Below are 23,764 nucleotides of genomic sequence, written 5' to 3' on the forward strand. Positions count from 1 at the left end.
GAGGTGTCTCACTGCGTGGGAACCGGGTACCGAATAGTTGGACGTCCATCTAATCTCGAAGCATGGCGCAGCGGTTCGTAATTCTTACCCGCCGCGGCGAGTTCCGGTAGTCAGCCACCTCGCCGCGGAGATCCCGCGTGCATGGCTGACCGTGGCACCCCGTCATCCGGGAGTGGCCCGCCGTAGAACCCCACGTACTCGAATCCCTGTGCTGCACAGGGGAATCCACGAAGGAATGGTCGACATGAGCGAAGAAGCCCAGAAGGCACGTCAGGCACTGCAGGAGTCGATGGACCTGCGCGAGCAGGGTCACTCCGACGACTGACGACGCAGCACCAGCGGCGGCGCGCAGACGCGCCCCACGACGAACGGCCCCGGCGACCCGCCAGGGGCCGTTCGTCATGTGAGACGTTGGTATCAGATCGCAAGACCGCTTCTAGGCTGGACCCATGCCCACCCCCACCTCAAGCACGGACACCGTCAACCTCGCAGTCATCGGCGGGGACGGCATCGGGCCCGAGGTCGTCGCCGAGGGGCTCAAGGTCCTCGACGCCGTCACGGGTGGCTCCGGACCCAAGTTCCACACGACCGAGTACGACCTGGGCGCCCGCCGCTGGCACGCGACAGGCGAAACCCTCCCCGACTCGGTCCTGGAGGAGCTGCGCGGCCACGACGCGATCCTGCTCGGCGCGATCGGCGACCCCACGGTCCCGAGCGGCGTCCTCGAGCGCGGTGTCCTGCTGCCGCTGCGGTTCGCGCTGCAGCACTACGTCAACCTGCGGCCCGCGAAGCTCTACCCGGGCGTCCAGAGCCCGCTGGCCGTCGAGCGGGTCGCCCCCGACGGCATCGACTTCGTCGTCGTCCGCGAGGGGACGGAGGGACCGTACGTCGGCAACGGCGGGTCCCTGCGCACCGGCACGCCCCAGGAGATCGCCACCGAGGTCAGCGTCAACACGCGGTTCGGTGTCGAGCGGGTCGTCCGCGATGCCTTCGCCCGTGCGGCGGCCCGCCCGCGCAAGCACCTGACGCTGGTCCACAAGCACAACGTGCTCACCCACGCCGGGCACCTCTGGCGTCGTACGGTCGAGGAGGTCGGCGCCGAGTTCCCCGACGTCGAGACCGCCTACCAGCACGTCGACGCGGCCACGATCTTCCTGGCCACCGACCCGGGCCGGTTCGACGTCATCGTCACCGACAACCTGTTCGGCGACATCATCACCGACATCGCCGCCGCCATCGCGGGCGGCATCGGCCTGGCCGCGAGCGGCAACATCAACCCCGAAGGGACGGCCCCGAGCATGTTCGAGCCGGTCCACGGCTCGGCTCCCGACATCGCCGGGCAGGCCAAGGCCGACCCGACCGCGACGATCCTGTCCGTCTCGATGCTCCTGGAGCACCTCGGGCGCGCCGAGGAGTCCGAGCGGGTCGAGCGCGCGGTCGCGGCGGACCTCGCGGAGCGCGGCGCGAGCGTACGCAGCACCACCGAGGTGGGCGACGCGATCGCCTCGCGCCTCTGAGTCACGGCTGCACCTGAGTCTCCTGCCGGGGGTGCCAGTCCGGCAGGTAACCTCGGCAGGAGATCCGCAACGACGCAGGAGGACTCCATGAGCCAGACCACCGCCCCGCTGACCTTCGAGGTCACCCGCCGCACCGACCCGCGGCCGGACGCGGAGCGTGAGGCGGTACTGGCCAACCCCGGGTTCGGCACCACCTTCACCGACCACATGCTCACGGCGACGTGGACCAAGGGTGAGGGCTGGCACGACGGCAAGGTCACGGCATACGGGCCGATCTCGCTCATGCCGTCGGCGGCCGTCCTGCACTATGCGCAGGAGATCTTCGAGGGCATGAAGGCCTACCGGCACGAGGACGGATCCATCTGGACGTTCCGGCCCGAGGCCAACGCCCAGCGGATGATCCGCAGCGCCCGACGGATGACCCTCCCGGAGCTGCCCGAGGAGGACTTCATCGCCTCGCTCAAGGCACTCGTCGAGGTCGACCAGGCGTGGGTGCCGTCCGGCGCCGGCGGTGAGGCGAGCCTCTACCTGCGTCCCTTCATGTATGCGTCGGAGGCCTTCCTCGGTGTCCGCCCGGCCTCGGAGGTGACGTACTCCGTCATCGCCTCGCCGGCAGGGGCGTACTTCACCGGCGGCATCAAGCCGGTGACCCTGTGGCTGTCGATGGACTACGCGCGCGCCGGTGACGGCGGGACCGGGGCGGCGAAGTGCGGTGGCAACTACGCCTCCAGCCTCGCCGGGCAGCTCGAGGGGATCGAGAACGGGTGCGACCAGGCGGTCTTCCTCGACGCCTCGACGCACACGTACGTCGAGGAGCTCGGCGGGATGAACCTGTTCTTCGTGACCCGCGACAACAAGCTCGTCACGCCCGAGCTCACCGGCTCCATCCTCGAGGGCGTCACCCGCTCGTCGGTCTTGGCGCTGGCCAAGGAGATGGGCCTGGAGCCCGAGGAGCGCCGCATCCCCATCCAGGAGTGGAAGGACGGGGCGGCCAGCGGCGAGATCACCGAGATCTTCGCCTGCGGCACTGCGGCCGTCATCACTCCCGTGGGTGAGCTCAAGTGGGACGGCGGCAGCTGCGACCACCGGGGCGGCGTCGACTACGGCCCCGTCACGCGCACCATCCGCGAGAAGCTCCTCGACATCCAGTACGGCCGGGCCGAGGACACGCACGGCTGGCTGACCCGCCTCGTCTGAGGCGGGACGTCGGCCTCAGGCCATCGCCAGCAGGCTCCGCAGCGCCCACCAGCTCGAGGCGGCCAGGGCCACGACGAAGGTCGTGTTCCAGAACCACCTCGGCAGGTGGGTGAGCCCGGCGAGGACCGCCGGGTCTGAGCCGGACCCGGGGTGCTGGAGGACGGCCCCGAGGTGGCGCCAGGCGCCCACCAGCAGGAATGCGCCGCTCCCGAGGAGGATCCCGCCCTGCACGGCCGGTGCTGCCCACCACCAGAGCGCGCCGGTGACGGCCGTGAGGGCGAGCATCACCACGGCCGTGTAGGCGGACCGCACCCGCACCAGGGACAGCGCCAGGACGGCTGAGGTCGCCGCGAGGAGCGGGGGAGCCCAGCCGGCGCCGGCGGAGAACAGGGAGAACGCCCCCACCACCGCGGGCGCCGGGTAGCCGGACCAGGTGCAGAGCACCCGTCCCACCCCGCGGGCGGGTCCGACCGTGACGGCATGGCCGGACATGTCGCCGCGCAGCACCAGTCCGGTGAACCGGCGTCCGAAGAGCCGGCCCACGAGGCCGTGACCGAGCTCGTGCACGACGGTGACGACGACCCTGGCCTGCGTCCACCACGCCGGGACGGTGACGACGGCCAGGACGAGGGCCAGCACCACCACCACGCTCGCCCCGCCCGGGACGGAGGCGGCATCGGTGTGCAGCCGCGTCACGACCTGCGTCCACAGGTCGGATCGGCTGCTGCCGTTGGTCTGCGTGGTCCCGTGCACCCGGTCATCCTGCCCGGCGACCCTGTGCCTGCGGCGGAGGGTGGGTCCAAAGGTTCACGAATGTGCCAAACAAAGGCAACTGCGACAGGTCGCAACCGTTGGCACGCTGCATCACCCACGAATCCACGCCATGAGGGTCTGGTCGGCGGGACACGGCGGCAGTAGCATCGGCCCAACTTCGTACCGAAGACTAGGAGCCGAGATGGCCAGTGTCAGCGAACTGTCGGACGACGAGCGCCGCCTCGCGGAGCTCGGGTACAAGCAGGAGCTGGATCGGTCGTGGTCCGGGTTCTCCAACTTCGCGATCTCGTTCTCCATCATCTCGATCCTGGCCGGGTGCTTCACCACCTTCGGGGTCGGCTGGAACAACGGCGGACCGGCTGCGATCGCGTGGGGCTGGCCGATCATCAGCCTGTTCATCCTGACCGTCGGGTTCTGCATGTCCGAGCTGGTCTCGGCCTACCCCACCTCGGGCGGGATCTACTGGTGGGCGAGCAAGCTGGGCGGGGTCAAGGCCGGCTACTACACGGGGTGGCTCAACCTCATCGGGCTGCTCGCCATCGACGCGTCGGTCGCCTACGGCTGTGCCACCTTCTTCGACCTGACCCTCGGCGCCTTCGACAGCGGGTACACGCCGGGTGACCTCAACCGGGTCTTCATGTACTTCATCGTCGTGCTCATCCTGGTGTCCCTGGTCAACATCTTCTCGGCCCACCTGCTGGCCGTGCTCAACAACATCTCGGTCTGGTGGCACGTGTTCGGTGCCCTGGCCGTCGTACTCATCCTGTGGTTCGTCCCCGACCACCACGCGAGCGTCTCGTCGGTGTTCACCCACACGGTGAACAACACCGGGTTCAACGGCGGGAGCACCCACGGTCTGGGCTTCCTGTTCTACATCCTGCCGATCTCGGCGATCCTCACGCAGTACACGATCACCGGGTACGACGCCTCCGCGCACCTCTCGGAGGAGACGCACGGGGCGGCCGACACGGCGGCCAAGGGGATCTGGCAGTCGATCGCCTACTCGGCGGTCGGTGGCTGGATCCTGCTGCTCACCTTCCTCTTCGCGGTCCAGGACGAGGCCGGGGTGACCAAGGGTGGCGGCGCGGTCGCGACGATCTTCAACCAGGCCCTGTCGAGCCCGTGGGCGGGCACCATCCTGCTCATCTCGACCGCCGGCCAGTTCTTCTGCACCACCGCCTGCATGACCTCGACCACCCGCATGCTGTTCGCGTTCAGCCGTGACGGGGCGGTCCCGGGGTCACGTCTGTGGTCGAAGCTGAGCGCCAAGCGCGTGCCCGTCAACGGTGTCATCCTCTCGGCGGTCATCGCCGTCGTGCTGACCCTGCCGGCCCTCGTGAAGGTCAACATCGGCACGGATGCGTCGCCGACCTACGTGCCCATCGCGTTCTTCGCCGTGGTCTCCATCGGCGTGGTCGGTCTCTACGTCGCCTTCGCCATCCCGATCTACTACCGGTGGCGTGCGGGCAGCTCCTTCCGGCAGGGCTCGTGGAACCTCGGCACGAAGTGGCGCTGGCTGGCGCCGCTGGCGATCGTCGAGATCGTCGTCACCTCGATCGTCGCGATGTTTCCGACCGTCAACTCCGGCAACCCGTTCGACAAGGACTTCGCGTGGAAGTTCGTCAACTACACCCCGATCGTGGTTCTCGGCGCACTGGCCCTGCTGTGGGTGTTCTGGCACGTCTCGGCCAAGAAGTGGTTCACCGGGCCCAAGCACACGGTCGACGCGGACGTCGCCGAGACGTTCCGCTGACGGACCGTGCGTGTCGACCGGTGGCTCGACGAGATCCCCTGCCTGGCCGGTCAGGAACGCCGGGTCGATGAGCTCCCCGGTGGCCTGACGAACCACAACTACCGGGTCCGGACGGCGACCCTCGACGTCGTCGTCCGGATCTCGCCGGCCAGCACCGAGCTCCTCGCGGTCGACCGGGAGCACGAGTGGCACAACAGCGTGGCTGCCGCCTCGGTGGGGGTCGGCGCGCCCGTCGTGGACTACCTCCCGGAACGAGGGGTGCTCGTGGTGGGCTACCTGCCGGGCCGGACCTGCACTGCGGCCGACATCGGTGCCAACCTGCCGCGCCTTGCCGCCGCTCTGCGGCGGCTCCATTCGGGACCGGCCTTCGCCTCCCGCTTCGACATGTTCGAGGTCCAGCGCCGATATGCGCAGATCGTTGCAGCCCAAGGCTTTCCCCTCCCCGAGGGGTATGCCGCGCTCGAGCCTGCCGCACGTCGGCTCGAGGCGGCGCTGCGGACGTTCCCCGAGGGGCTCGTGCCATGCCACAACGACCTGCTGGCAGCCAACGTCATCGACGACGGTGGCGACCTGCGGCTGATCGACTACGAGTACTCCGGGATGAACGAACCCGCCTTCGAGCTGGGCAACCTCGTCAACGAGTCGCAGCTCGACCACGGCCACCTCGAGGAGCTGGTGGAGAACTACTACGGCCGCCTCGACGGACGCCTGCTCGCGCGGGCCGAGCTGTGGGGCCTGGCCGGCCGGTGGGCCTGGACGCTCTGGGGGGTCATCCAGCAGGGCGTCTCCGACGTCGACCACGACTTCGAGGCGTTCACGACCGAGCGCCTTGCCCTGGCCCTGGCCGGCTTCGCGGACCCGCGTCTGGGCGCCCTCCTCGACGCGGCCGCCGCCCCACCCGTGCCGCAGGGAACGCCGTGACGGGGGACCTGCCGACCAGGGCCAGGGTGGTCGTCATCGGTGGGGGAGTCATCGGGTGCAGCGTGGCGTACCACCTGGCCCACCTCGGGTGGACCGACGTGCTGCTCTTCGAGCAGGGCTCGCTGTCGGGTGGGACGACGTGGCACGCAGCCGGGCTGGTCGGGCAGCTGCGGGCGAGCGAGGCCGGCACCCGTCTCGTGCAGTACTCCACCGACCTCTACGCCCGGCTCGAGGCAGAGACCGGTCTGGGCACCGGGTACCGGACCTGCGGCGGCCTCACCGTGGCCCGCACCCCCGACCGGATGGTGGCCCTGCGCCGCACCGCGGCCAGCGCCGCGGCATACGACCTGGACTGTGAGCTGCTCACCGCGGACCAGGCCCACGAGCGGTACCCGTTGATGCGCCACGAGGACCTGCAGGGCGCGCTCTGGCTGCCGGGCGACGGGCGGGCGAACCCCACCGACCTCACGCAGGCCCTGGCCAGGGGCGCCCGCAACCTCGGGGTGGTCGTCCGCGAACGCGTGCGGGTGACCGGTGTCGACACGCGTGACGGGAGGGCGACGGGCGTGCGCACCGACCACGGTGACGTCGAGGCGGAGGTCGTCGTCAACTGTGCGGGGCAGTGGGCCAACGCCGTGGGGGCGATGGCGGGTGTGAACGTGCCGCTGCACTCCGCGGAGCACTTCTACGTCGTCACCGACCAGGTCGACGGGGTGCACCGCGACCTGCCGATCCTGCGTGACCCGGACGGCTGGACCTACGTCAAGGAGGAGGTCGGTGGCCTCCTCGTCGGTGGGTTCGAGCCCCAGGCCAAGCCGTGGGTGCCGCCGGACCAGATCCCGCACCCGTTCGAGTTCGCGCTCCTCGACGAGGACTGGGAGCACTTCGAGGTGCTCATGGAGAGCGCGGTGCAGCGGCTGCCGGTGCTCGCCGAGACGGGCGTCCGCAAGTTCTACAACGGGCCCGAGAGCTTCACCCCCGACAACCAGTTCATCATCGGCGAGGCACCCGAGCTGGCCGGCTTCTTCGTCGCGGCGGGGTTCAACTCGGTCGGGATCGCCTCGGCCGGTGGGGCCGGTCGGGCGCTCGCCGAGTGGGTGGTCGAGGGGGCTCCGACGATGGATCTCATCAGCGCCGACATCCGTCGGTTCTCCCCGCTGGCCGGAAACCACTCCTGGCTGAGGGAGCGGGTGGTGGAGGTGCTGGGGCTGCACTACGCCGTGCCCTGGCCGAACCGCGAGCCTGAGACGGGGCGCCCGCAGAAGCGATCGCCGCTGCACGACCGGCTGGTCGAGCGGGGCGCCTGCCTGGGCTCGCGCAACCACTGGGAGCGGGCCAACGTCTTTGCGCCGCAAGGGGTCCCGCCGGTGGTGGAGTACTCGTGGGAGAGGCCGGCCTGGGTCGACTGGTCCGTGTCGGAGCAGCTGGCCACCCGGTCGTCGGTCGCGGTGTTCGACCAGACCTCCTTCTCGAAGTACCTCGTGACCGGACCCGACGCGGAGGCGGCCCTGCAGTGGCTGTGCACCGCTGACGTCGCGGTTCCCACGGGGCGCACGGTCTACACGGGGATGCTCAACACCCGGGGCACCTACGAAGCCGACGTGACCGTCACCCGACTGACGACGCACGAGTTCCTCGTCGTCAGCAGCGCCGCGACCACCGTCCGGGACCTCGACTGGATCCGACGCCACGTCCCCCGGGGCTCGCGGGTCGAGGTGGTGGACGTGACCGGCGCGTGGGCGGTCCTCGGGGTGATGGGGCCGCTGTCGCGGACGCTGCTCGAGCGGCTCACGGACGACGACCTGTCGGACGCAGGCTTCCCCTTCTCGACCAGCCGTGAGATCCGGCTCGGCCACGCGACGGTCCGGGCCACCCGCATCACGTATGTCGGCGAGCTGGGTTGGGAGCTCTACGTCCCCACCGAGCTGGCCCTCGGTGTCCACGACGACCTGTTCGGGTGCGGTGCCGACCTCGGGGTCGTGCCGGCCGGGTACTGGACGATCGAGGCGCTGCGGCTGGAGAAGGGGTACCGCGCCTTCGGGCGCGAGCTCACGACCGACCTGGGGCCGGTCGAGGCCGGCCTCACGTTCGCCTGCAAGAGGGGTGCCGACCACGACTTCCTCGGACGTGACGCGGTCGAACGAGCGCGGGCCGAGCCCCCAAGGCGTCGTGTGGTCTCCCTGGTCGTCACGGACCCGGATGCGTACCTCTGGGGTGGGGAGCTCGTCCTGCGCGACGGCGTCCCCGTCGGTCAGGTCACCAGCGCGGCGTGGGGCGCAGCGGTCGGCTCCTCCGTGGGACTGGCCCTGGTCGATGACCGTCAGGGGGGTCCCGTCACCGCGGCCTGGCTGACGGGCGGCGCGTGGGAGGTCGACCTTGCAGGCCAACGGTTCCCGGTGAGGGCGATGCTGCGCGCCCCGTACGACCCGGAGGGCCTGAAGCTGGGGCGGGTGAAGCCATGACTCGCCGAAAGGTCCTTTCGCAGACCATTGACGCGGATGCTGCCGGGGTATTGGATCGGAGCGTGAGCGCCGCCCCCCACACCTCCCTCCCGCTGGTCGTCCTGCGGGCAGCCTCGGGCAACGCGTTCGAGGTGACCGTCGAGCAGCTGGCCACCGCGATCCGGCTGGGGGTCTTCACCGACGGGGAGCAGCTCCCGCCCGAGCGCGAGCTGGCCGAGCGGCTGGGCGTCAGCCGCAACACCCTCCGGGAGGCGATCGCGGCCCTGCGCGACTCCGGCCTGGTGACCACCCGCCGCGGCCGCGGCGGTGGCACGGTGATCACCTACGCAGGGTCGGAGCCGGGCACCGGCAACCCGCACGTCCGGACAGGTGCCGCGCTCACCGACGCCCTCGACTTCCGCCGGGTCGTCGAGCCCGGTGCTGCCGCGCTCGCTGCCACCCGGGCCCTCTCGGCCGACCAGCGGGCGTGGCTGCTCGAGAGCGCCAAGGCGGCACGTCAGGCGCCCGACAACGCGGCCCACCGGTTGGCTGACAGCCGCCTGCACCTCGCCGTCGCCACCCTGTCCGGGTCCCCGATGCTCATCGAGGCCGTGACCAGGGCCCAGTCCGCCCTGCACGAGCTGTTGTCCGCGATCCCGGTGCTGCCCCCCAACATCGCGCACTCCAACGACCAGCACGACGCCGTCGTCGCGGCGATCCTCGGCGGCGACGCCGAGCAGGCGCGGGCGACGATGGAAGAGCACTGCGACGCCACCGCCGCCCTGCTCCGCGGACTGCTGGGCTGACGGACGACCAAGGAGGCACCGTGACGCACCCACCCACCCTGACGGTCGACGAGCTGAGGCAGGACATCGCCTCGGGCCGCATCGACACCGTCGTCGTCGCCTTCACCGACATGCAGGGTCGCCTGCAGGGCAAACGGATCCACGGGCAGTTCTTCCTCGACTCCGTGCTCGGGCACGGCACGGAGGGGTGCAACTACCTGCTCGCCGTCGACGTCGACATGAACACCGTGGACGGGTACGCCATCAGCTCCTGGGAACAGGGTTACGGCGACATGATGTTCGACCTCGACCTCGCCACCCTGCGCCGGACGCCCGGACAGCCGTACTCCGCCACGGTGCAGTGCGACCTGTCCTGGCTGGACGGGCGGGGGCTGGTCCGCCCGTCGCCGCGGTCGGTCCTGCACACCCAGGTTGATGCCGCCGCGGAGATGGGGTTCGTCGCGCTGGCCGGCACCGAGCTCGAGTTCATCGTCTTCGAGGAGACCTACGAGCGCGCCTGGGACCAGCGCTACCAGGGGCTCACCGGAGCCAACCGCTACAACGTCGACTACTCGATCATGGGCGGCACCAAGGTGGAGCCGCTGCTGCGCGAGATCCGCAACGAGATGTATGCCGCCGGCGTCACCGTGGAGAGTGCGAAGGGGGAGTGCAACCCCGGCCAGCACGAGATCGCGTTCCTCTACGACGAGGTCATCCGGACCTGCGACAACCACGTCGTCTACAAGACCGCGGCCAAAGAGCTGGCGGACCGGCACGGGCAGTCGCTGACCTTCATGGCCAAGTTCGACGAGCGCGAGGGCAACTCCTGCCACATCCACCTGTCGCTGCGCGGCACCGACGGCGGTGCGGTGTTCGCCGACGACAGCAGGGAAGGTGGCCGGTCCGCGTTGTTCGAGCACTTCGTCGCGGGGCTCCAGGTGACGATGCGCGAGATGACGCTGCTGTACGCCCCGAACATCAACTCCTACAAGCGTTTCCAGCCCGGCTCGTTCGCCCCGACGGCTGTCGCGTGGGGGACGGACAACCGCACCTGCGCGTTGCGCGTGGTCGGGCACGGGCACGGGCTCCGGGTCGAGAACCGCGTGCCGGGCGGCGACGTGAACCCCTACCTCGCGGTGGCGGGGATGATCGCCGGGGGGCTGCACGGCATACGGGAGGAGATCCCGCTCGAGGAGGCCTTCGCCGGCAACGCGTACTCCTCCGACAAGGACCGGGTCCCGTCGACGCTGCACGAGGCCCGTGACCTGTTCCTCGGTTCCGAGGTGGCCCGTGCCGCTCTCGGCGACGACGTCGTCGAGCACTACGCGCACGCGGCAGAGGTCGAGCTCGCGGCCTACAACGGTGCCGTCACCGACTGGGAGCGGATCAGGGGGTTCGAGCGGCTGTGAGCCAGGTCCTGCACGACGTCGTCAACCCCGCCACCGAGTCCGTCGTCACCAGCGTTCCCTTGGCCGGGATCGAGGAGGCGGACGCCGCCATCGCGGCCGCCGACGCCGCGGCACCGGCCTGGGCCGCGGTGGCGCCCGCCGACCGGGCCCGCCTGCTGCGCAGCTTCGCCCAGTCCGTCGACGACCACCTCGAGGAGCTGGCGCTGCTCGAGGTCGAGAACTCAGGGCACACGATCGGCAACGCCCGGTGGGAGGCCGGCAACGTCCGCGACGTGCTGACCTACTACTCCGCCGCCCCCGAGCGCCTGTTCGGACGCCAGATCCCGGTGGCAGGCGGGCTCGACGTCACGTTCAAGGAGCCCCTCGGCACCGTGGGCATCATCGTCCCGTGGAACTTCCCCATGCCGATCGCCGGCTGGGGTTTCGCGCCGGCGCTGGCAGCGGGCAACACCGTCGTCCTCAAGCCCGCGGAGCTGACCCCGCTCACCGCCATCCGGCTGGGCGAGCTCGCCCTCGAGGCGGGGCTGCCCGAGGGAGTGTTCACGGTCGTCCCGGGGCGCGGAGCGGTTGTGGGCGAACGTTTCGTGACCCACCCGGCGGTGCGCAAGGTCTGCTTCACGGGCTCGACGGCCGTGGGCCAGCGGATCATGCGTGGGGCCGCCGACCAGGTGAAGCGGGTCACCCTCGAGCTCGGTGGCAAGAGCGCCAACATCGTGTTCGCGGACAGCGACCTCGAGAAGGCTGCGGCCACGGCACCGTACGGCGTCTTCGACAACGCCGGCCAGGACTGCTGCGCGCGCAGCCGGATCCTGGTGCAGCGCAGCGTGTTCGACCGGTTCATGGAGCTGCTCGAGCCCGCCGTCCGTGGTGTCGTCGTCGCCGCACCCGGCGACGAGGCGACCGAGATGGGACCGCTCATCAGCAGCGGGCAGCGGGAGACGGTTCGCTCCTACGTCGAGGAGTCGTCCGAACCCGTGGACGTCGCCTTCCGCGGCAGCGCCCCCGACGGGCCCGGCTGGTGGTACCCGCCCACGGTCGTCCTGCCGAGGGCCACCACCGACCGGGTCTGGCAGGAGGAGGTCTTCGGGCCGGTGGTCGCGGTGATGCCCTTCGACGACGAGGCGGACGCGGTCGCGAAGGCCAACGACACGGCATACGGGCTCTCGGGCTCGATCTGGACCCGTGACGTCGGGCGGGCCCTGCGGGTGGCGCGCGGCGTCGAGGCGGGGAACCTCTCGGTCAACTCCCACAGCAGCGTCCGGTACTCCACACCGTTCGGCGGCTTCAAGCAGTCCGGCCTCGGCCGCGAGCTCGGACCCGACGCCCTCGACTCGTTCACCGACGTCAAGAACGTCTTCATCTCCACCGAATCCTGAAAGGCACACCCATGGCAGGCAGGCTCGAGGGCAAGGTCGCCGTCGTCACCGGAGGGTGCAGCGGCATCGGTCTGGCGACCGTCCGACGCTTCGCCCAGGAGGGCGCCAAGGTCGTCATCGGCGACCTCCACGACGACGCGGGCGAAGCGATCGCCGCCGAGCTCGGCGGCGCCTACGTCCACTGCGACGTGACGGACCCCGCCCAGGTGGAGGTGTTGTTCGCGACCGCCAAGGAGCGCTTCGGCAGCGTGGACGTCGCCTTCAACAACGCGGGCATCTCCCCGCCCGACGACGACTCCATCCTCACCACCGGCCTCGACGCGTGGAAGCGGGTCCAGGAGGTCAACCTCACGAGCGTCTACCTGTGCTGCAAGGCGGCCCTGCCGTACATGCTCGAGCAGGGCAGGGGGTCGATCATCAACACCGCGTCGTTCGTCGCGGTGATGGGCGCGGCGACCAGCCAGATCTCGTACACCGCCAGCAAGGGTGGTGTGCTGTCCATGTCGCGCGAGCTCGGGGTGCAGTTCGCCCGCGAGGGCGTGCGGGTCAACGCCCTGTGTCCCGGACCGGTCAACACGCCGCTGCTGCAGGAGCTCTTCGCCAAGGACCCCGAGCGGGCGGCCCGCCGGATGGTGCACATCCCGGTCGGCCGGTTCGCCGAGCCCGACGAGATCGCCGCGGCGGTGCTGTTCCTCGCGAGCGACGAGTCGAGCTTCATCACCGCGTCCCAGTTCCTCGTCGACGGCGGGATCAGCGGCGCCTACGTCACGCCGCTGTGACCGGGCAGGACCGACCCCGATGACCCGGCCGGTGGTGGGGCTCACCTGCTACATCGAACCGGTGACCCGGGGGCCCTGGCGCGACCAGCCCAGCGCCACGGTCCCGCACGCCTACGTGGAGAAGCTCGAGCAGGCCGGCGCGGTCGTCCTCGTCGTGCCCCCGCGGGCCGACGGCGACCTCGAGGTCGCCCACGAGGTGCTCGCCCGCCTGGACGCCCTGGTGATCGCCGGCGGTGCCGACGTGGACCCGACCCGGTACGCCCAGGAGCGGCACCCGAAGGTGCAGGACCCCCGCGCCGACCGCGACGCCATGGAGCTCGCACTCGCTTTGGCGGCGCACGACCGCGGGCTGCCGCTGCTCGGGATCTGCCGGGGGATGCAGGTCATGGCGGTCGCCGCGGGCGGGCAGCTCGAGCAGCACCTGCCCGACCGGGTCGGGCACGACGAGCACTCCCCGAGCGATGGCGTGTACGGCACCCACCCCGTCACGACCGTGGAGCGGTCCAGGCTCCGGCAGCTGCTGGGCGAGACCACCGAGGTCCCGAGCTACCACCACCAGTCCGTGCTCACCCACCCCGGGTTCGTGCCGTCGGCCTGGGCCGCCGACGGGACCCTGGAGGCGATGGAGGATCCCGCCTCCCCCTTCCGGCTCGCCGTCCAGTGGCACCCGGAGATGGGGGACGACCCGCGGCTCTTCGACGCGCTCGTGGCTGCCGCCCGGGACCGGCCGGCCGAACGGGCCTGACCGGCATACGGACCGGGGGTTCAACCCGCGGACACCGCGTGCCACAGTGGTCCCGTGACCTCCTGGCACATGGCGACCACCATGGTGATTATCGACTAGCGCGACGAGACCTCCTCGTCGCGCAGACCTCCCACACCCGGGGGGTCTTTTGCTTTGTCAGGACCTCCGTCCGGCCACCATCCCCGGCCCCGGAGGCGCGACGGGGGAGAATGAACCACCAGGACCACACGGCACCAGCGACCCGACACCACCGATGACCCGACGGGAACCACCACGATGAGCGACCTGCACGTCTACGACACGACCCTGCGCGACGGAGCGCAGCAGGAGGGGCTCAACCTCTCCGTGTCGGACAAGCTCGCCATCGCCGTGCACCTCGACGAGCTCGGGGTCGGGTTCATCGAGGGTGGCTGGCCGGGCGCGAACCCGAAGGACACCGAGTTCTTCGCCCGTGCCCAGCAGGAGCTGCGGCTGCGCAACGCCACCCTCGCCGCGTTCGGCGCGACCAGGCGGGCCGGCGGTCGCGCGGCCACCGACCCGCTGGTCCGCGCCCTCGTCGACTCGGGTGCGCCCGTGGTCACCCTCGTGGCGAAGTCGCACGTGCGCCACGTGGAGACGGCCCTGCGCACCACCCTCGAGGAGAACCTCGAGATGGTGCGCGACACGGTGTCGTTCCTCGCCGGTGAGGGACGGCGCGTGTTCCTGGACGCGGAGCACTTCTTCGACGGGTATGCCGCGGACCGCGCCTATGCGCTCGAGGTCGTCCGCGCCGCGATGGAGTCCGGCGCCGAGGTCGTCGCCCTGTGCGACACCAACGGCGGCATGCTCCCCGACCAGATCGCCGACGTCGTCGCCGACGCCGTGGCGAGCACCTCGGCACGCGTGGGCATCCACTGCCACAACGACACCGGGTGTGCCGTCGCCAACTCCATGGCGGCCGTCGACGCGGGCGCGACGCACGTGCAGGGCACGATCAACGGGTACGGCGAGCGGACCGGCAACGCCGACCTCCTCACCGTCGTGAGCAACCTGCAGATCAAGCGCGGGCTGCCCCTGCTCGAGACGGACCGGCTGCGCGAGGCGACCCGGATCGCCCACTCCATCAGCGAGATCACGAACGTCCCGCCCTACAGCCGCCAGCCCTACGTCGGGGCGAGCGCGTTCGCCCACAAGGCCGGGCTGCACGCCAGCGCGATCCGCATCGACCCCGACCTCTACCAGCACACCGACCCCGTGCACGTGGGCAACGACATGCGGATGCTGGTGTCCGACATGGCCGGTCGCGCCAGCATCGAGCTCAAGGGCCGCGAGCTGGGGTACGACCTGTCGGGCGACGACGAGCTGCTCAGCCGGGTGCTCGCCAAGGTCAAGGACCTCGAGCTGCGCGGCTACACCTTCGACGCGGCGGACGCGTCGTTCGAGCTGCTGCTGCGTCGCGAGGTGGAGGGCAAGGGGTTCGACTTCTTCGCGGTCGAGTCGTGGCGCGTCATCACCGACGCCCGGGGCGAGGAGGACGCGCTGTCCGAGGCGACGGTCAAGGTCCTCGCCGGTGGGGAACGCGTCGTCGCCACCGGGGAGGGCAACGGCCCGGTCAACGCGCTCGACCACGCCCTGCGCCAGGCGCTCAGCCCTGCCTACCCGGAGTTGGCCAAGCTCGAGCTCATCGACTTCCGGGTCCGCATCCTCGACGCGGCCCACGGCACCGACGCGGTGACGCGCGTCCTCATCGAGACCTCGGACGGAACGACGTCCTGGGAGACGATCGGCGTGGCCGGCAACATCCTCGAGGCCTCGTGGCAGGCGCTCGTCGAGGGCGTGACCTACGGCCTGGTGCGTGCCGGCGTCCCGGTGAGGTAGGTCCTCGCGCCGCAGGTGCCCCGGTCCTGACGGTCCGGTCCGGGCCGGGCCGGGACTCCGGCTGGGGCCGCGGGTCCGGCTGGGGCGGCGGGTCCGGCTGGGGCCACAGAGGTACCGGACATGGGACGAGCACCGGTCGGCCCCGGCGCAGGGGGTTGGAGGGGCCGATCGGTGCTCGTCACGACGAGCTCCGGTGCACGTGACGTGGGGGGATCACCGGGGCTCGTGGCACCAGTCTGGTCCAGTCCGCAAGGGACGAACCGATGCGGGTGTCGCATTTCGACTAGTGCATCGACACCAGGGGCTCGTGCTGGGGGGTGCAGGAACCGCGGATGTCGAGCGCCGACCGGCCCTCAGGGGACGCGGGCCGGTCGACGTGCTCCCACGATGCCTCAGCGCTGCCTGCCGAACTCGGTGCCGCGGGGGCATCTCCACTAGTGCAAGGGCACTGACCCACCAGCGCTGCGCCTCACCGTCCCGCGGTCCAGCGGTCGCGGGACGCCTGACCGCGGTCAGGCGTCGCTGTGGCCGTCATCCGTCCCGTGCGCGAAGCCCAGGCTGGTGGTGCTGCGGCTGGCCGCCTCGGTGAGCCCCAGCCCGGCGCCCAGCCCGGGTGCTGACGTCGTGGTGACCTCCGGGCCCGGCAGCCAGAGCGTGACGAGCGTGCCGCCCCCGGGTCCGTCCGCGACGGTGCACCATCCGCCTGCCAGGGTCGCCCTGTCGCGCATGCCGGCCACGCCGCGGTGGCCGGGGGCCGAGACGGCTTCGCCGGGCCCGACGCCGTCGTCCAGGACGGTGACGTGCAGACCAGCGTCGAGGGAGTCGACCGTGACGTGGACGGTGCCGGCGCCCGCGTGCTTGAGGACGTTGACCAGGGACTCCTTGACGATGCGGTAGGCCACCGCTCGGGTCGCCTCGGGCATCACCGGCTCGTCGGTCCCGTCCACGCGGGCCTGGACCGAGGTGCCCTCGTAGATCTCGTCCGTCGCCCGCCTCAGCGCTCCCGCGAGACCGGAGTGGGCGAAGGACGGTGGCTCGAGGTCGAACAGCAGGGACCTCAGCCGCTCGGTGGCACCCGAGAGGGTCTCCTGCAGTCCGTCGAGCTCCGGGAGCAGGGACGGCGCCTGCTCGCGCAGCCGGCGCCGGAGCAGCCCCATCCGCAGGTCGACGGCGGCGATCGCCTGCACGGGGTCGTCGTGCACGTCCGCGGCGATGCGGCTCCGCTCGGCGTCCTGGGCGTCGACCAGGCGGGTGAGCAGGGCGGTGCGCTGCTCGATGAGGTCGGCCATGACCTGGTCGGCCGCCACCCGTTCGCTGATGTCGCGCTGGACCGTGGCCAGGGCGAAGGGTTCTCCGGTACCGGGGTGGAACATGAGGAAGCTCGCCACGGCGACCGGGATCGCGTGGCCGTCCTGGTGCTTGAGGGTGGTCTCACCCTCGAAGTGCCCGTCCCGGACCACCGCGGGCTGCTCGATCTCGAGCGAGAGCACCAGGCCCTCCGGGGTGAGGTAGTCGGAGATGGTGGTGGTCGTGACGTCGGCGTCCAGGGCCATGCCGATCAGCGTGCGGCCACCGGGGTTGACGTAGGAGACCGTGCCGTCGAGGGCAGCGATGGCGATGAAGTCGGGCGAGGCCTCGACGAGCGCCTGGAACCGGATGAGGCGACCCGCGAGCTCGGCGGAGCGCCGGCGTTCCTCGAGCGCCACGCTCTCGGCGCGACGCTGTTCCGTGACGTCGGTGGCGATGCCCACCGCCCCCGTCAGGACACCCTCGGCGTCGAGGATGGGTTCGAGATGCAGTGCCAGCCGGCGCCCTTGGTGGGAACGTTCGTGGACGAACCGCTGTCCCGCGAGCACGGTGTCGAGGGCGCTCAGCCCCACCGCGTCGTCGCGGTACACCTCGTAGAGGTTCTGGCCGACCAGCTCGTTGGGCTTGAGCCCGAGGACGTCGAGGCCGGGCCCGACCGAGAGCGTGCACCGCCCCGTCCGGTCCATGCCGAAGATCACCTGGGGGCCGATGGCCGCGTCGGACTCGTTCGACAGCCCTGCGTCGTGCGCCATCCGGCGTTCCCCTCACGTCGTCCGCCCCGGTCCACCCAGCCCTCGGGCGCCATCGTAGGCATGGTGGCGGACCGGCACCACGGGTCGGTGTCGGTTTCTCAGGCTCCCAGCAGCATGCGCATGGCCCCGGCGCCGGAACCCGTGGCCAGCACGACTTCGCCGGCAGCGCACTGGGCGAGCACGTCGGGGAGGCTCTCGCCGATGCGTCCCTTGGCGAGGTAGCCCACCGCGCCGGCCCGCACCATGGCTGCCACGGTGCTCATCGACGTCTCGGCGGAGACCGCGACGACGGCGGGGGCGGGGTCCATCGCGTGGAACGCGGTGACTGCCTCCGGGCCACCACCCGGCATCCGCACGTCGAGCAGGGCGACGTCGACGGGGAACTCCTGGGCGAGGCGCAGTGCGTCCGGACCGTTGGCCGCTGTTCCCACCAGGGTGAACCGCCCGTCGGACTCCACCACGTGCACCATCGCGGCGAGCATCTGCGGGTGGTCGTCGGCGATGAGCACACGGACGGTGGACACGACCCCTGCCTGTCCTGGGATGAGGGCGACCGCGGCGGTCGTCAGGACGTCCATGATCCCGCTCGACAGGCGCAATCTGGCGGTGCGCGCGCGCCGCGGCACCTAGTGCATGGATACTAGGCGCGGCGAGGAGGGGACATGAGCGAAGATCATGGCGTGATGGAGCAGCCGCGCCCGGAACAGCCGATCAGGGTGCTGATCGTCGACGACCACGAGGTCATGGCCGCGAGCCTGGCCCGCGTCCTCGACGACGAACCCGACGTCGTCTCGGTCGGACTCGCCTCGAGTCTCGCCCAGGCGCGGTCCCGGGTGGTGTCCACCGCACCCGACGTGCTGGTGCTCGACCGACGCCTCCCGGACGGTGACGGGGTCGACGCGATCAGGGACCTCAAGGCCCTCCGTCCGAGCATGAACATCCTCGTCCTGACCGGGTCGAGCTCCGACGACGTCCTCGTCCGTGCGCTCGAGGCCGGCGCGGCGGGGTTCCTCTCCAAGACCCGCAGCCTCTCCGAGGTGACGGCGGCCGTCCGCGCCGCAGCCCAGGGGGAGGCCTCGATCTCTTCCGAGATGCTGGCCCGCCTGCTCCCGAGGCTCACCCGCGTGAGTGCGCCCACGCCGACGCTCACCCGGCGCGAGGAGGAGGTGCTCGGCATGCTCGCCCAGGGCCTGTCCAACGCCGCGATCGCCGCCGAGCTGACGGTGAGCGTCAACACGGTGCGCAACCACGTCTCCAACCTGTCCGCGAAGCTCGGCGCGCACAGCAAGCTCGAGGCGATGTCGATCGCCATCCAGCGCGGGCTGCTGGACCCGCCCGGCTGAGGCCCCACGCGGAACGCCGGTTGCGGGACGTCCCGCGCGATGGTTTCCCGCGGTATGCCGCGCAACCGGCGTTGTGCCGGTGGGACGGGATCAGTCGGTGCCGAACTCGATCGCTGCGCGGTCGAGCGCGTTGTCGTCCGAGTCTGCCTGTGCCGCAGCCGGATTCGAGGAGATGGCCTTGGCGCCGCCGGGCTCGAGGTCGCCCACGAGCGCCTGGTGACCGGCCACGAGCTGGCCCTGCGCGGCATACAGCTCGAGCTTGGCGCGGGAGTCCGCGATGTCGAGGTTGCGCATGGTGAGCTGGCCGATGCGGTCGACCGGACCGAACGCCGCCCCCTCGGTGCGCTCCATCGAGAGCTTCTCCGGGTGGTAGCTGAACGCCGGGCCGGTCGTGTCGATGATCGAGTAGTCCTCGCCGCGACGCAGGCGGAGGGTGACCTCGCCGGTGACCACGGAGGCGACCCAGCGCTGGAGCGACTCGCGCAGCATGAGTGACTGCGGGTCGAGCCAACGGCCCTCGTAGAGGAGGCGTCCGAGGCGACGGCCCTCGGCGTGGTAGCTCGCGATGGTGTCCTCGTTGTGGATCGCGTTGAGGAGGCGCTCGTAGGTGATGTGGAGCAGAGCCAGGCCGGGAGCCTCGTAGATGCCGCGGCTCTTGGCCTCGATGATGCGGTTCTCGATCTGGTCGGACATGCCGAGGCCGTGGCGCCCGCCCACCTTGTTGGCCTCGTCGACGAGGGCGACCGGGTCGCCGCCGAAGTCGTTGCCGTTGATGGCGACCGGGCGGCCCTGCTCGAACCGCACGGTGACGTCCTCGGCGGCGATGGACACCGACTCGTCCCAGAACCGCACGCCCATGATCGGCTCGACGATCTCGAGGCTCTCGTTCAGGTGCTCGAGGGTCTTCGCCTCGTGGGTGGCGCCCCAGATGTTGGCGTCGGTGGAGTAGGCCTTCTCGGTGCTCGCGCGGTAGGGGAGGTCGCGGGCGGTGAGCCACTCCGACATCTCCTTGCGGCCACCGAGCTCGGTGACGAAGTCGGCGTCGAGCCACGGCTTGTAGATGCGCAGCGACGGGTTCGCGAGCAGGCCGTAACGGTAGAACCGCTCGATGTCGTTGCCCTTGTAGGTGGAGCCGTCGCCCCAGATGTCGACGCCGTCGTCCTTCATGGCGCGCACGAGCAGGGTGCCCGTCACGGCGCGGCCCAGCGGGGTCGTGTTGAAGTACGTGCGGCCGCCGCTGCGGATGTGGAACGCCCCGCACGCGATCGCGGACAGTCCCTCCTCGACGAGGGGGCGGCGGCAGTCCACGAGGCGGGCGAGCTCGGCGCCGTACTGCCCGGCGCGGTCGGGGACCGTGTCGATCTCAGGCTCGTCGTACTGGCCGAGGTCGGCGGTGTAGGTGCAGGGGATCGCCCCCTTCTCGCGCATCCAGGCGACTGCGACAGAGGTGTCCAGACCGCCTGAGAAGGCGATCCCGACACGTTCACCAACGGGCAAGGACGTCAGAACTTTGGACACGGCGTCCAGACTAGGGCCACCGCGCCCGGTGCCACGAAGTGGACCAGCACGCGGGCGGGTGCCTCCGGGGTCGAGGCCCCAGGCGGTCCCCACCGCTGGTCGCGAGCCCTGCCGTCAGGCGGGAGGTGCGCCCGTGGCCTCATCCGGGACCGCGTCGGTGACCGCGCCAGTGACCGCGTCGATGGCGGCGACCAGCCGGCCCCGCAGGGCCTGGCCGCGGTCGGCGAACCCGCGCTGCGCGGCGGCATACTCGGCCCGTCCGGCGGGGGTCTCGATCCGCACGGGTTCGTACCCCAGGGCGCTGAGGTCGTAGGGGGAGGCCCGCATGTCGAGCTCGCGGATCGCCCGGGCGTGGTCGAAGCAGTCGAGGACGAGGTCGCCGGGGATCGCGGGGGCGAGCTTCATCGCCCACTTGTAGAGGTCCATGCCGGCGTGGAGGCAGCCCGGCTGCTCGAGCGCGACCTGGGTCTCGCGCGTCGGCTGGAGCAGGTTGAGCGGGCGCGCCGGGGGCGTGTAGAACCGGAACGCGTCGAAGTGGGTGCACCGGATCTGCTGGCCCCGCACCACGTCGTCGGTGGCGTCGGCACCCAGGCGCAGCGGCCAGTCGGCGTGCCGCACCTGCTCCGGGGTCTGCTGGTAGACCATCGCCCACTCGTGCAGCCCGAAGCACCCGAGCTGTGCCGGCCTGGTGGCGGTGGCGGTGATCAGGTCCCGCACGAACTCCAGCGTCCGGCCCCGTGCCTCGACGTATGCCGCGACGTCCAGCTCCAGGTCCGCCCCCTCCGCGCGGTAGTGCTTCCACTGCACCCGGGGGAGCGCTGCCGCGTCCTCGAGTCGGACCCCCGGGCCCGGGTGCCAGCGGCGCAGGAGGGCCGGGCGGAACGGGTAGTAGGTGAACAGGAAGTCCTCGACCGGGTGGGCCACCTGCTCGCCCCTCCGTGCGCGGTGACCGGCCGTGGCGTCGTCGGCGCGGCGCTCGTGGTCGGCCTCGAGGGCCTGCCACTGCGCTCGGGACAGGGCCCGGCTCGGCGTCGAAGTGGTCTGCATCGCCGCAGCAGGGTAACCCGGACGGACCGGTTCCCAGCCGGGCGTGGCACCGTGGTGGCCATGAGCAGACGGACCCTGGCGGCGGCGCTGGCCGCGCTCGCGCTGCTGCTGGGGGCAGGCGCCGTCGTGGGCCTCACCACGGGTGGGGCGGGCGGGGGACGACCCAGCCCGTCGGCCGCGTCGTCGTCACCGGGCGGCACCGCCTCGACGCAGCCGCCCGGCGCCACCGCCACGAGGAGCGCACCGGCCGCCGGCACCGGGTACTACGTCGCGCTCGGCGACTCGCTCGCGGCCGGTTTCCAGAACGGCGCCGACCACCGGGCGGCGGGCTACGTCGGCGCGGTGCGCACCGCCGTCGAGAAGCGCGACGGCCCGACCGAGCTGGTCAACCTCGCCTGCTCGGGAGAGACGACGACGTCGATGCTCGAGGGTGGCGGCTGCCCCTACGACGCCGGCAGCCAGCTCGCGGAGGCGGAGAAGTTCCTGCGCAGTCACGCGGCGGACGTGCACCTCGTGACCGTGGACATCGGGGGCAACGACGTGGCCCGGTGCGGGTTCGGTGGGTTGAAGCCGTCCTGCACGAAGCCGGCGCTCGCGACCCTGTCCGAGAACCTGCCGCAGATCACGCGTCGTCTGCGCGCTGCCGCGCCGCGCGCCGAGGTCGTGGTCCTCAACTACTACGACCCGTTCCTCGTCCTCGACCTGCTGGGCGACGCGGGTCTGGGCCAGCAGTCGGTCAAGGAGCTGGCCAAGGTCAACGCTGCGATCTCCAGCAGTGCCAAGCGCGTCGACGCCCGCGTCGCCGACGTGGCGACCGCGTTCCAGACGACGGTGACGACACCGACGACCGTCAAGGACCTCGGGAGGCTGCCCACCAACCTGGCGCGCATCCTCCAGTGGACGTGGATGGCTCCGCCGCGGTTCGACTTCCACGCCAACGACCTCGGGTATGCCGTGATGGCCGGCGCGGTCACGAAGCAGCTGCGCTGACGAGCCCGTCAGGCGCGGTGGGCCTCGACGTCGTGCAGGACGCGGTCCACGTCGTGGTCGAGGTCGGTGAAGGCGATGGTGGAGTCCGCGCCGTGGGGGGCGTGGGGGAGGGCCCAGGTCCGGCGGTGGTGCCGTTCCAGGGCGACGACGAGGGTGGCGACGAAGGCCAGGAGCAGGATGATGGTCATGTCAGTAATCATTCGCTCGGCAGTATCCCGCCACGAGTGGCAGAACTGACGAGGTCTGCATGATTTCTGCCAGTGATCGTGTCATGATGCCGGTATGGCGCTCACGACGATCGCGGCCCTGGCCACGAACCCCATGGCGATGTTCGAGATGTCCGTGGCCTGCGAGGTCTTCGGGCTCGACCGCACCGATGACGGCGTCCCGCCGTTCAGCTTCATCACCTGTGGCGAGCAGGCCGGGCAACCCGTCGCCACGACCAGCGGCGGCCACTTCGTCCCGAGCCACGGCTGGGCCGACGCCGTCGACGCCGACCTGGTGGTGATCCCGGCCGGCGGGGTCCGCGACAGCTATCCCGAGCCCCTGCTCGAGACGATCCGGGAGGCTCACCGGCGGGGAGCGACCATCCTGTCCATCTGCACCGGCGCCTTCGTCCTGGGGGAGACCGGTCTGCTCGACGGCCGCAGTGCCGTGACGCACTGGCGCTACGCGCAGGAGTTCGCCCGTCGCTTCCCGCGGACGAGGGTCTCGATGGACGTCCTCTACATCGACGAGGGCTCGATCATCACCGGCGCCGGCACCGCGGCGGGCATCGACGCGTGCCTGCACCTCGTCCGGCGCGAGCTCGGGTCGGCTGTCGCCACGCGGATCGCCCGACGCATGGTGGTCCCGCCGCAGCGCGACGGCGGTCAGCGGCAGTACGTCGAGTCACCGCTGCCGGAGACCAGCTGCGAGAGCATCCAGCCGGTCCTGGACCACATCACCGAGAAGCTCGACGAACCGCACACCGTCCCAGACCTCGCCCGCCTGGCGATGATGTCGGAGCGCACGTTCGCCCGTCGCTTCGTCGCCGAGACCGGCACGACGCCGCACCGGTGGATCGTCCAGCAGCGGGTGCTGCGCGCCCGCGAGCTGCTGGAGCAGACCGACCTGCCCGTCGACTCGGTGGCCTCGCACAGCGGGTTCGGGTCGGCGGCGTTGCTGCGCACGCACTTCCAGTCGGTCGTGGGCACCTCCCCCCAGCGGTACCGCCGGGAGTTCTCCGCGCGCTGAGCGCCGATAGGCTCGG

At 71.1% G+C, this 23,764-nt stretch carries 20 protein-coding genes; 14 read left to right on the forward strand and 6 right to left on the reverse strand.

The window, feature by feature from the left end:
* Window positions 1–449: 449 nt before the first annotated feature.
* Complete coding sequence (locus tag ACYVKF_RS04925) at window positions 450–1,517, forward strand: 3-isopropylmalate dehydrogenase (protein ID WP_460965247.1); 1,068 nt, start codon at window positions 450–452, stop codon at window positions 1,515–1,517.
* Window positions 1,518–1,604: 87 nt separating this feature from the next.
* Complete coding sequence (locus ACYVKF_RS04930; RefSeq protein ID WP_460965249.1) at window positions 1,605–2,714, forward strand: branched-chain amino acid aminotransferase; 1,110 nt, start codon at window positions 1,605–1,607, stop codon at window positions 2,712–2,714.
* A 15-nt stretch (window positions 2,715–2,729) separates the two neighbouring features.
* On the opposite strand, the gene ACYVKF_RS04935 is transcribed toward ACYVKF_RS04930, so the two are convergent.
* Complete coding sequence (locus ACYVKF_RS04935; protein WP_460965251.1) at window positions 2,730–3,467, reverse strand: M50 family metallopeptidase; 738 nt, start codon at window positions 3,465–3,467, stop codon at window positions 2,730–2,732.
* A 202-nt stretch (window positions 3,468–3,669) separates the two neighbouring features.
* Here ACYVKF_RS04935 and ACYVKF_RS04940 point away from each other — a divergent pair, with 202 nt between their 5' ends.
* The 9 genes from ACYVKF_RS04940 (at window position 3,670) to cimA (ending at window position 15,554) form a co-directional block, all read left to right on the forward strand.
* Window positions 3,670–5,241 carry an amino acid permease gene (locus ACYVKF_RS04940; RefSeq protein WP_056915212.1) on the forward strand — a complete coding sequence of 524 codons (1,572 nt, stop codon included), beginning with the start codon at window positions 3,670–3,672 and terminating at the stop codon, window positions 5,239–5,241.
* 6 nt (window positions 5,242–5,247) lie between these two features.
* Window positions 5,248–6,162, forward strand: coding sequence for a phosphotransferase (locus tag ACYVKF_RS04945; RefSeq protein ID WP_460965253.1), 915 nt, complete (start codon window positions 5,248–5,250; stop codon window positions 6,160–6,162).
* Complete coding sequence (locus ACYVKF_RS04950) at window positions 6,159–8,624, forward strand: GcvT family protein (RefSeq protein WP_460965255.1); 2,466 nt, start codon at window positions 6,159–6,161, stop codon at window positions 8,622–8,624. The genes ACYVKF_RS04945 and ACYVKF_RS04950 overlap by 4 nt, the downstream gene beginning before the upstream one ends.
* A 62-nt stretch (window positions 8,625–8,686) precedes the next feature.
* Window positions 8,687–9,409 carry a FadR/GntR family transcriptional regulator gene (locus ACYVKF_RS04955; protein ID WP_056915209.1) on the forward strand — a complete coding sequence of 241 codons (723 nt, stop codon included), beginning with the start codon at window positions 8,687–8,689 and terminating at the stop codon, window positions 9,407–9,409.
* Window positions 9,410–9,429: 20 nt separating this feature from the next.
* A complete protein-coding gene (locus ACYVKF_RS04960) occupies window positions 9,430–10,797 on the forward strand; it encodes a glutamine synthetase family protein (protein ID WP_056918234.1) in 1,368 nt (455 codons plus the stop codon).
* The gene (locus tag ACYVKF_RS04965; protein WP_056918233.1) at window positions 10,794–12,173 is read left to right on the forward strand and encodes an aldehyde dehydrogenase family protein; all 1,380 of its coding nucleotides are present in this window, start codon (window positions 10,794–10,796) and stop codon (window positions 12,171–12,173) included. Before ACYVKF_RS04960 ends, ACYVKF_RS04965 begins: the two co-directional genes overlap by 4 nt.
* An 11-nt stretch (window positions 12,174–12,184) precedes the next feature.
* Window positions 12,185–12,952, forward strand: coding sequence for a 3-oxoacyl-ACP reductase (locus ACYVKF_RS04970; RefSeq protein ID WP_460965258.1), 768 nt, complete (start codon window positions 12,185–12,187; stop codon window positions 12,950–12,952).
* Between the two features lie 19 nt (window positions 12,953–12,971).
* Entirely contained in the window at window positions 12,972–13,697 is a 726-nt protein-coding gene (locus tag ACYVKF_RS04975; protein ID WP_460965260.1) for a gamma-glutamyl-gamma-aminobutyrate hydrolase family protein, read from the forward strand.
* Window positions 13,698–13,973: 276 nt separating this feature from the next.
* The gene (cimA, locus tag ACYVKF_RS04980; RefSeq protein WP_460965262.1) at window positions 13,974–15,554 is read left to right on the forward strand and encodes a citramalate synthase; all 1,581 of its coding nucleotides are present in this window, start codon (window positions 13,974–13,976) and stop codon (window positions 15,552–15,554) included.
* Window positions 15,555–16,066: 512 nt separating this feature from the next.
* On the opposite strand, the gene ACYVKF_RS04985 is transcribed toward cimA, so the two are convergent.
* On the reverse strand, window positions 16,067–17,614 hold the full coding sequence (locus tag ACYVKF_RS04985) for a PAS domain-containing sensor histidine kinase (protein WP_460965264.1): 1,548 nt from the start codon (window positions 17,612–17,614) through the stop codon (window positions 16,067–16,069).
* Between the two features lie 98 nt (window positions 17,615–17,712).
* Window positions 17,713–18,192 (reverse strand): response regulator, encoded by a 480-nt coding sequence (locus ACYVKF_RS04990; protein WP_056915202.1) that lies wholly within the window; start codon window positions 18,190–18,192, stop codon window positions 17,713–17,715.
* An 84-nt stretch (window positions 18,193–18,276) separates the two neighbouring features.
* Between ACYVKF_RS04990 and ACYVKF_RS04995 the strand changes: the two genes are divergently transcribed.
* On the forward strand, window positions 18,277–18,957 hold the full coding sequence (locus ACYVKF_RS04995) for a response regulator (protein ID WP_082552847.1): 681 nt from the start codon (window positions 18,277–18,279) through the stop codon (window positions 18,955–18,957).
* 90 nt (window positions 18,958–19,047) lie between these two features.
* Here the strand turns inward: ACYVKF_RS04995 and argG are convergent, their stop codons facing one another.
* Window positions 19,048–20,475, reverse strand: coding sequence for an argininosuccinate synthase (argG, locus tag ACYVKF_RS05000; protein WP_056915200.1), 1,428 nt, complete (start codon window positions 20,473–20,475; stop codon window positions 19,048–19,050).
* 114 nt (window positions 20,476–20,589) lie between these two features.
* Window positions 20,590–21,522 carry a 3-methyladenine DNA glycosylase gene (locus tag ACYVKF_RS05005; protein WP_460965268.1) on the reverse strand — a complete coding sequence of 311 codons (933 nt, stop codon included), beginning with the start codon at window positions 21,520–21,522 and terminating at the stop codon, window positions 20,590–20,592.
* A gap of 60 nt (window positions 21,523–21,582) precedes the next feature.
* On the opposite strand from ACYVKF_RS05005, the gene ACYVKF_RS05010 reads away from it, so the two are divergent.
* The gene (locus ACYVKF_RS05010; RefSeq protein ID WP_460965269.1) at window positions 21,583–22,512 is read left to right on the forward strand and encodes an SGNH/GDSL hydrolase family protein; all 930 of its coding nucleotides are present in this window, start codon (window positions 21,583–21,585) and stop codon (window positions 22,510–22,512) included.
* A gap of 8 nt (window positions 22,513–22,520) precedes the next feature.
* Here the strand turns inward: ACYVKF_RS05010 and ACYVKF_RS05015 are convergent, their stop codons facing one another.
* Complete coding sequence (locus ACYVKF_RS05015) at window positions 22,521–22,700, reverse strand: hypothetical protein (RefSeq protein ID WP_056915197.1); 180 nt, start codon at window positions 22,698–22,700, stop codon at window positions 22,521–22,523.
* A 94-nt stretch (window positions 22,701–22,794) separates the two neighbouring features.
* Here ACYVKF_RS05015 and ACYVKF_RS05020 point away from each other — a divergent pair, with 94 nt between their 5' ends.
* Window positions 22,795–23,748 carry a GlxA family transcriptional regulator gene (locus ACYVKF_RS05020; RefSeq protein WP_056915196.1) on the forward strand — a complete coding sequence of 318 codons (954 nt, stop codon included), beginning with the start codon at window positions 22,795–22,797 and terminating at the stop codon, window positions 23,746–23,748.
* Window positions 23,749–23,764: the final 16 nt, after the last annotated feature.

This window comes from Pedococcus soli, from assembly GCF_054782575.1.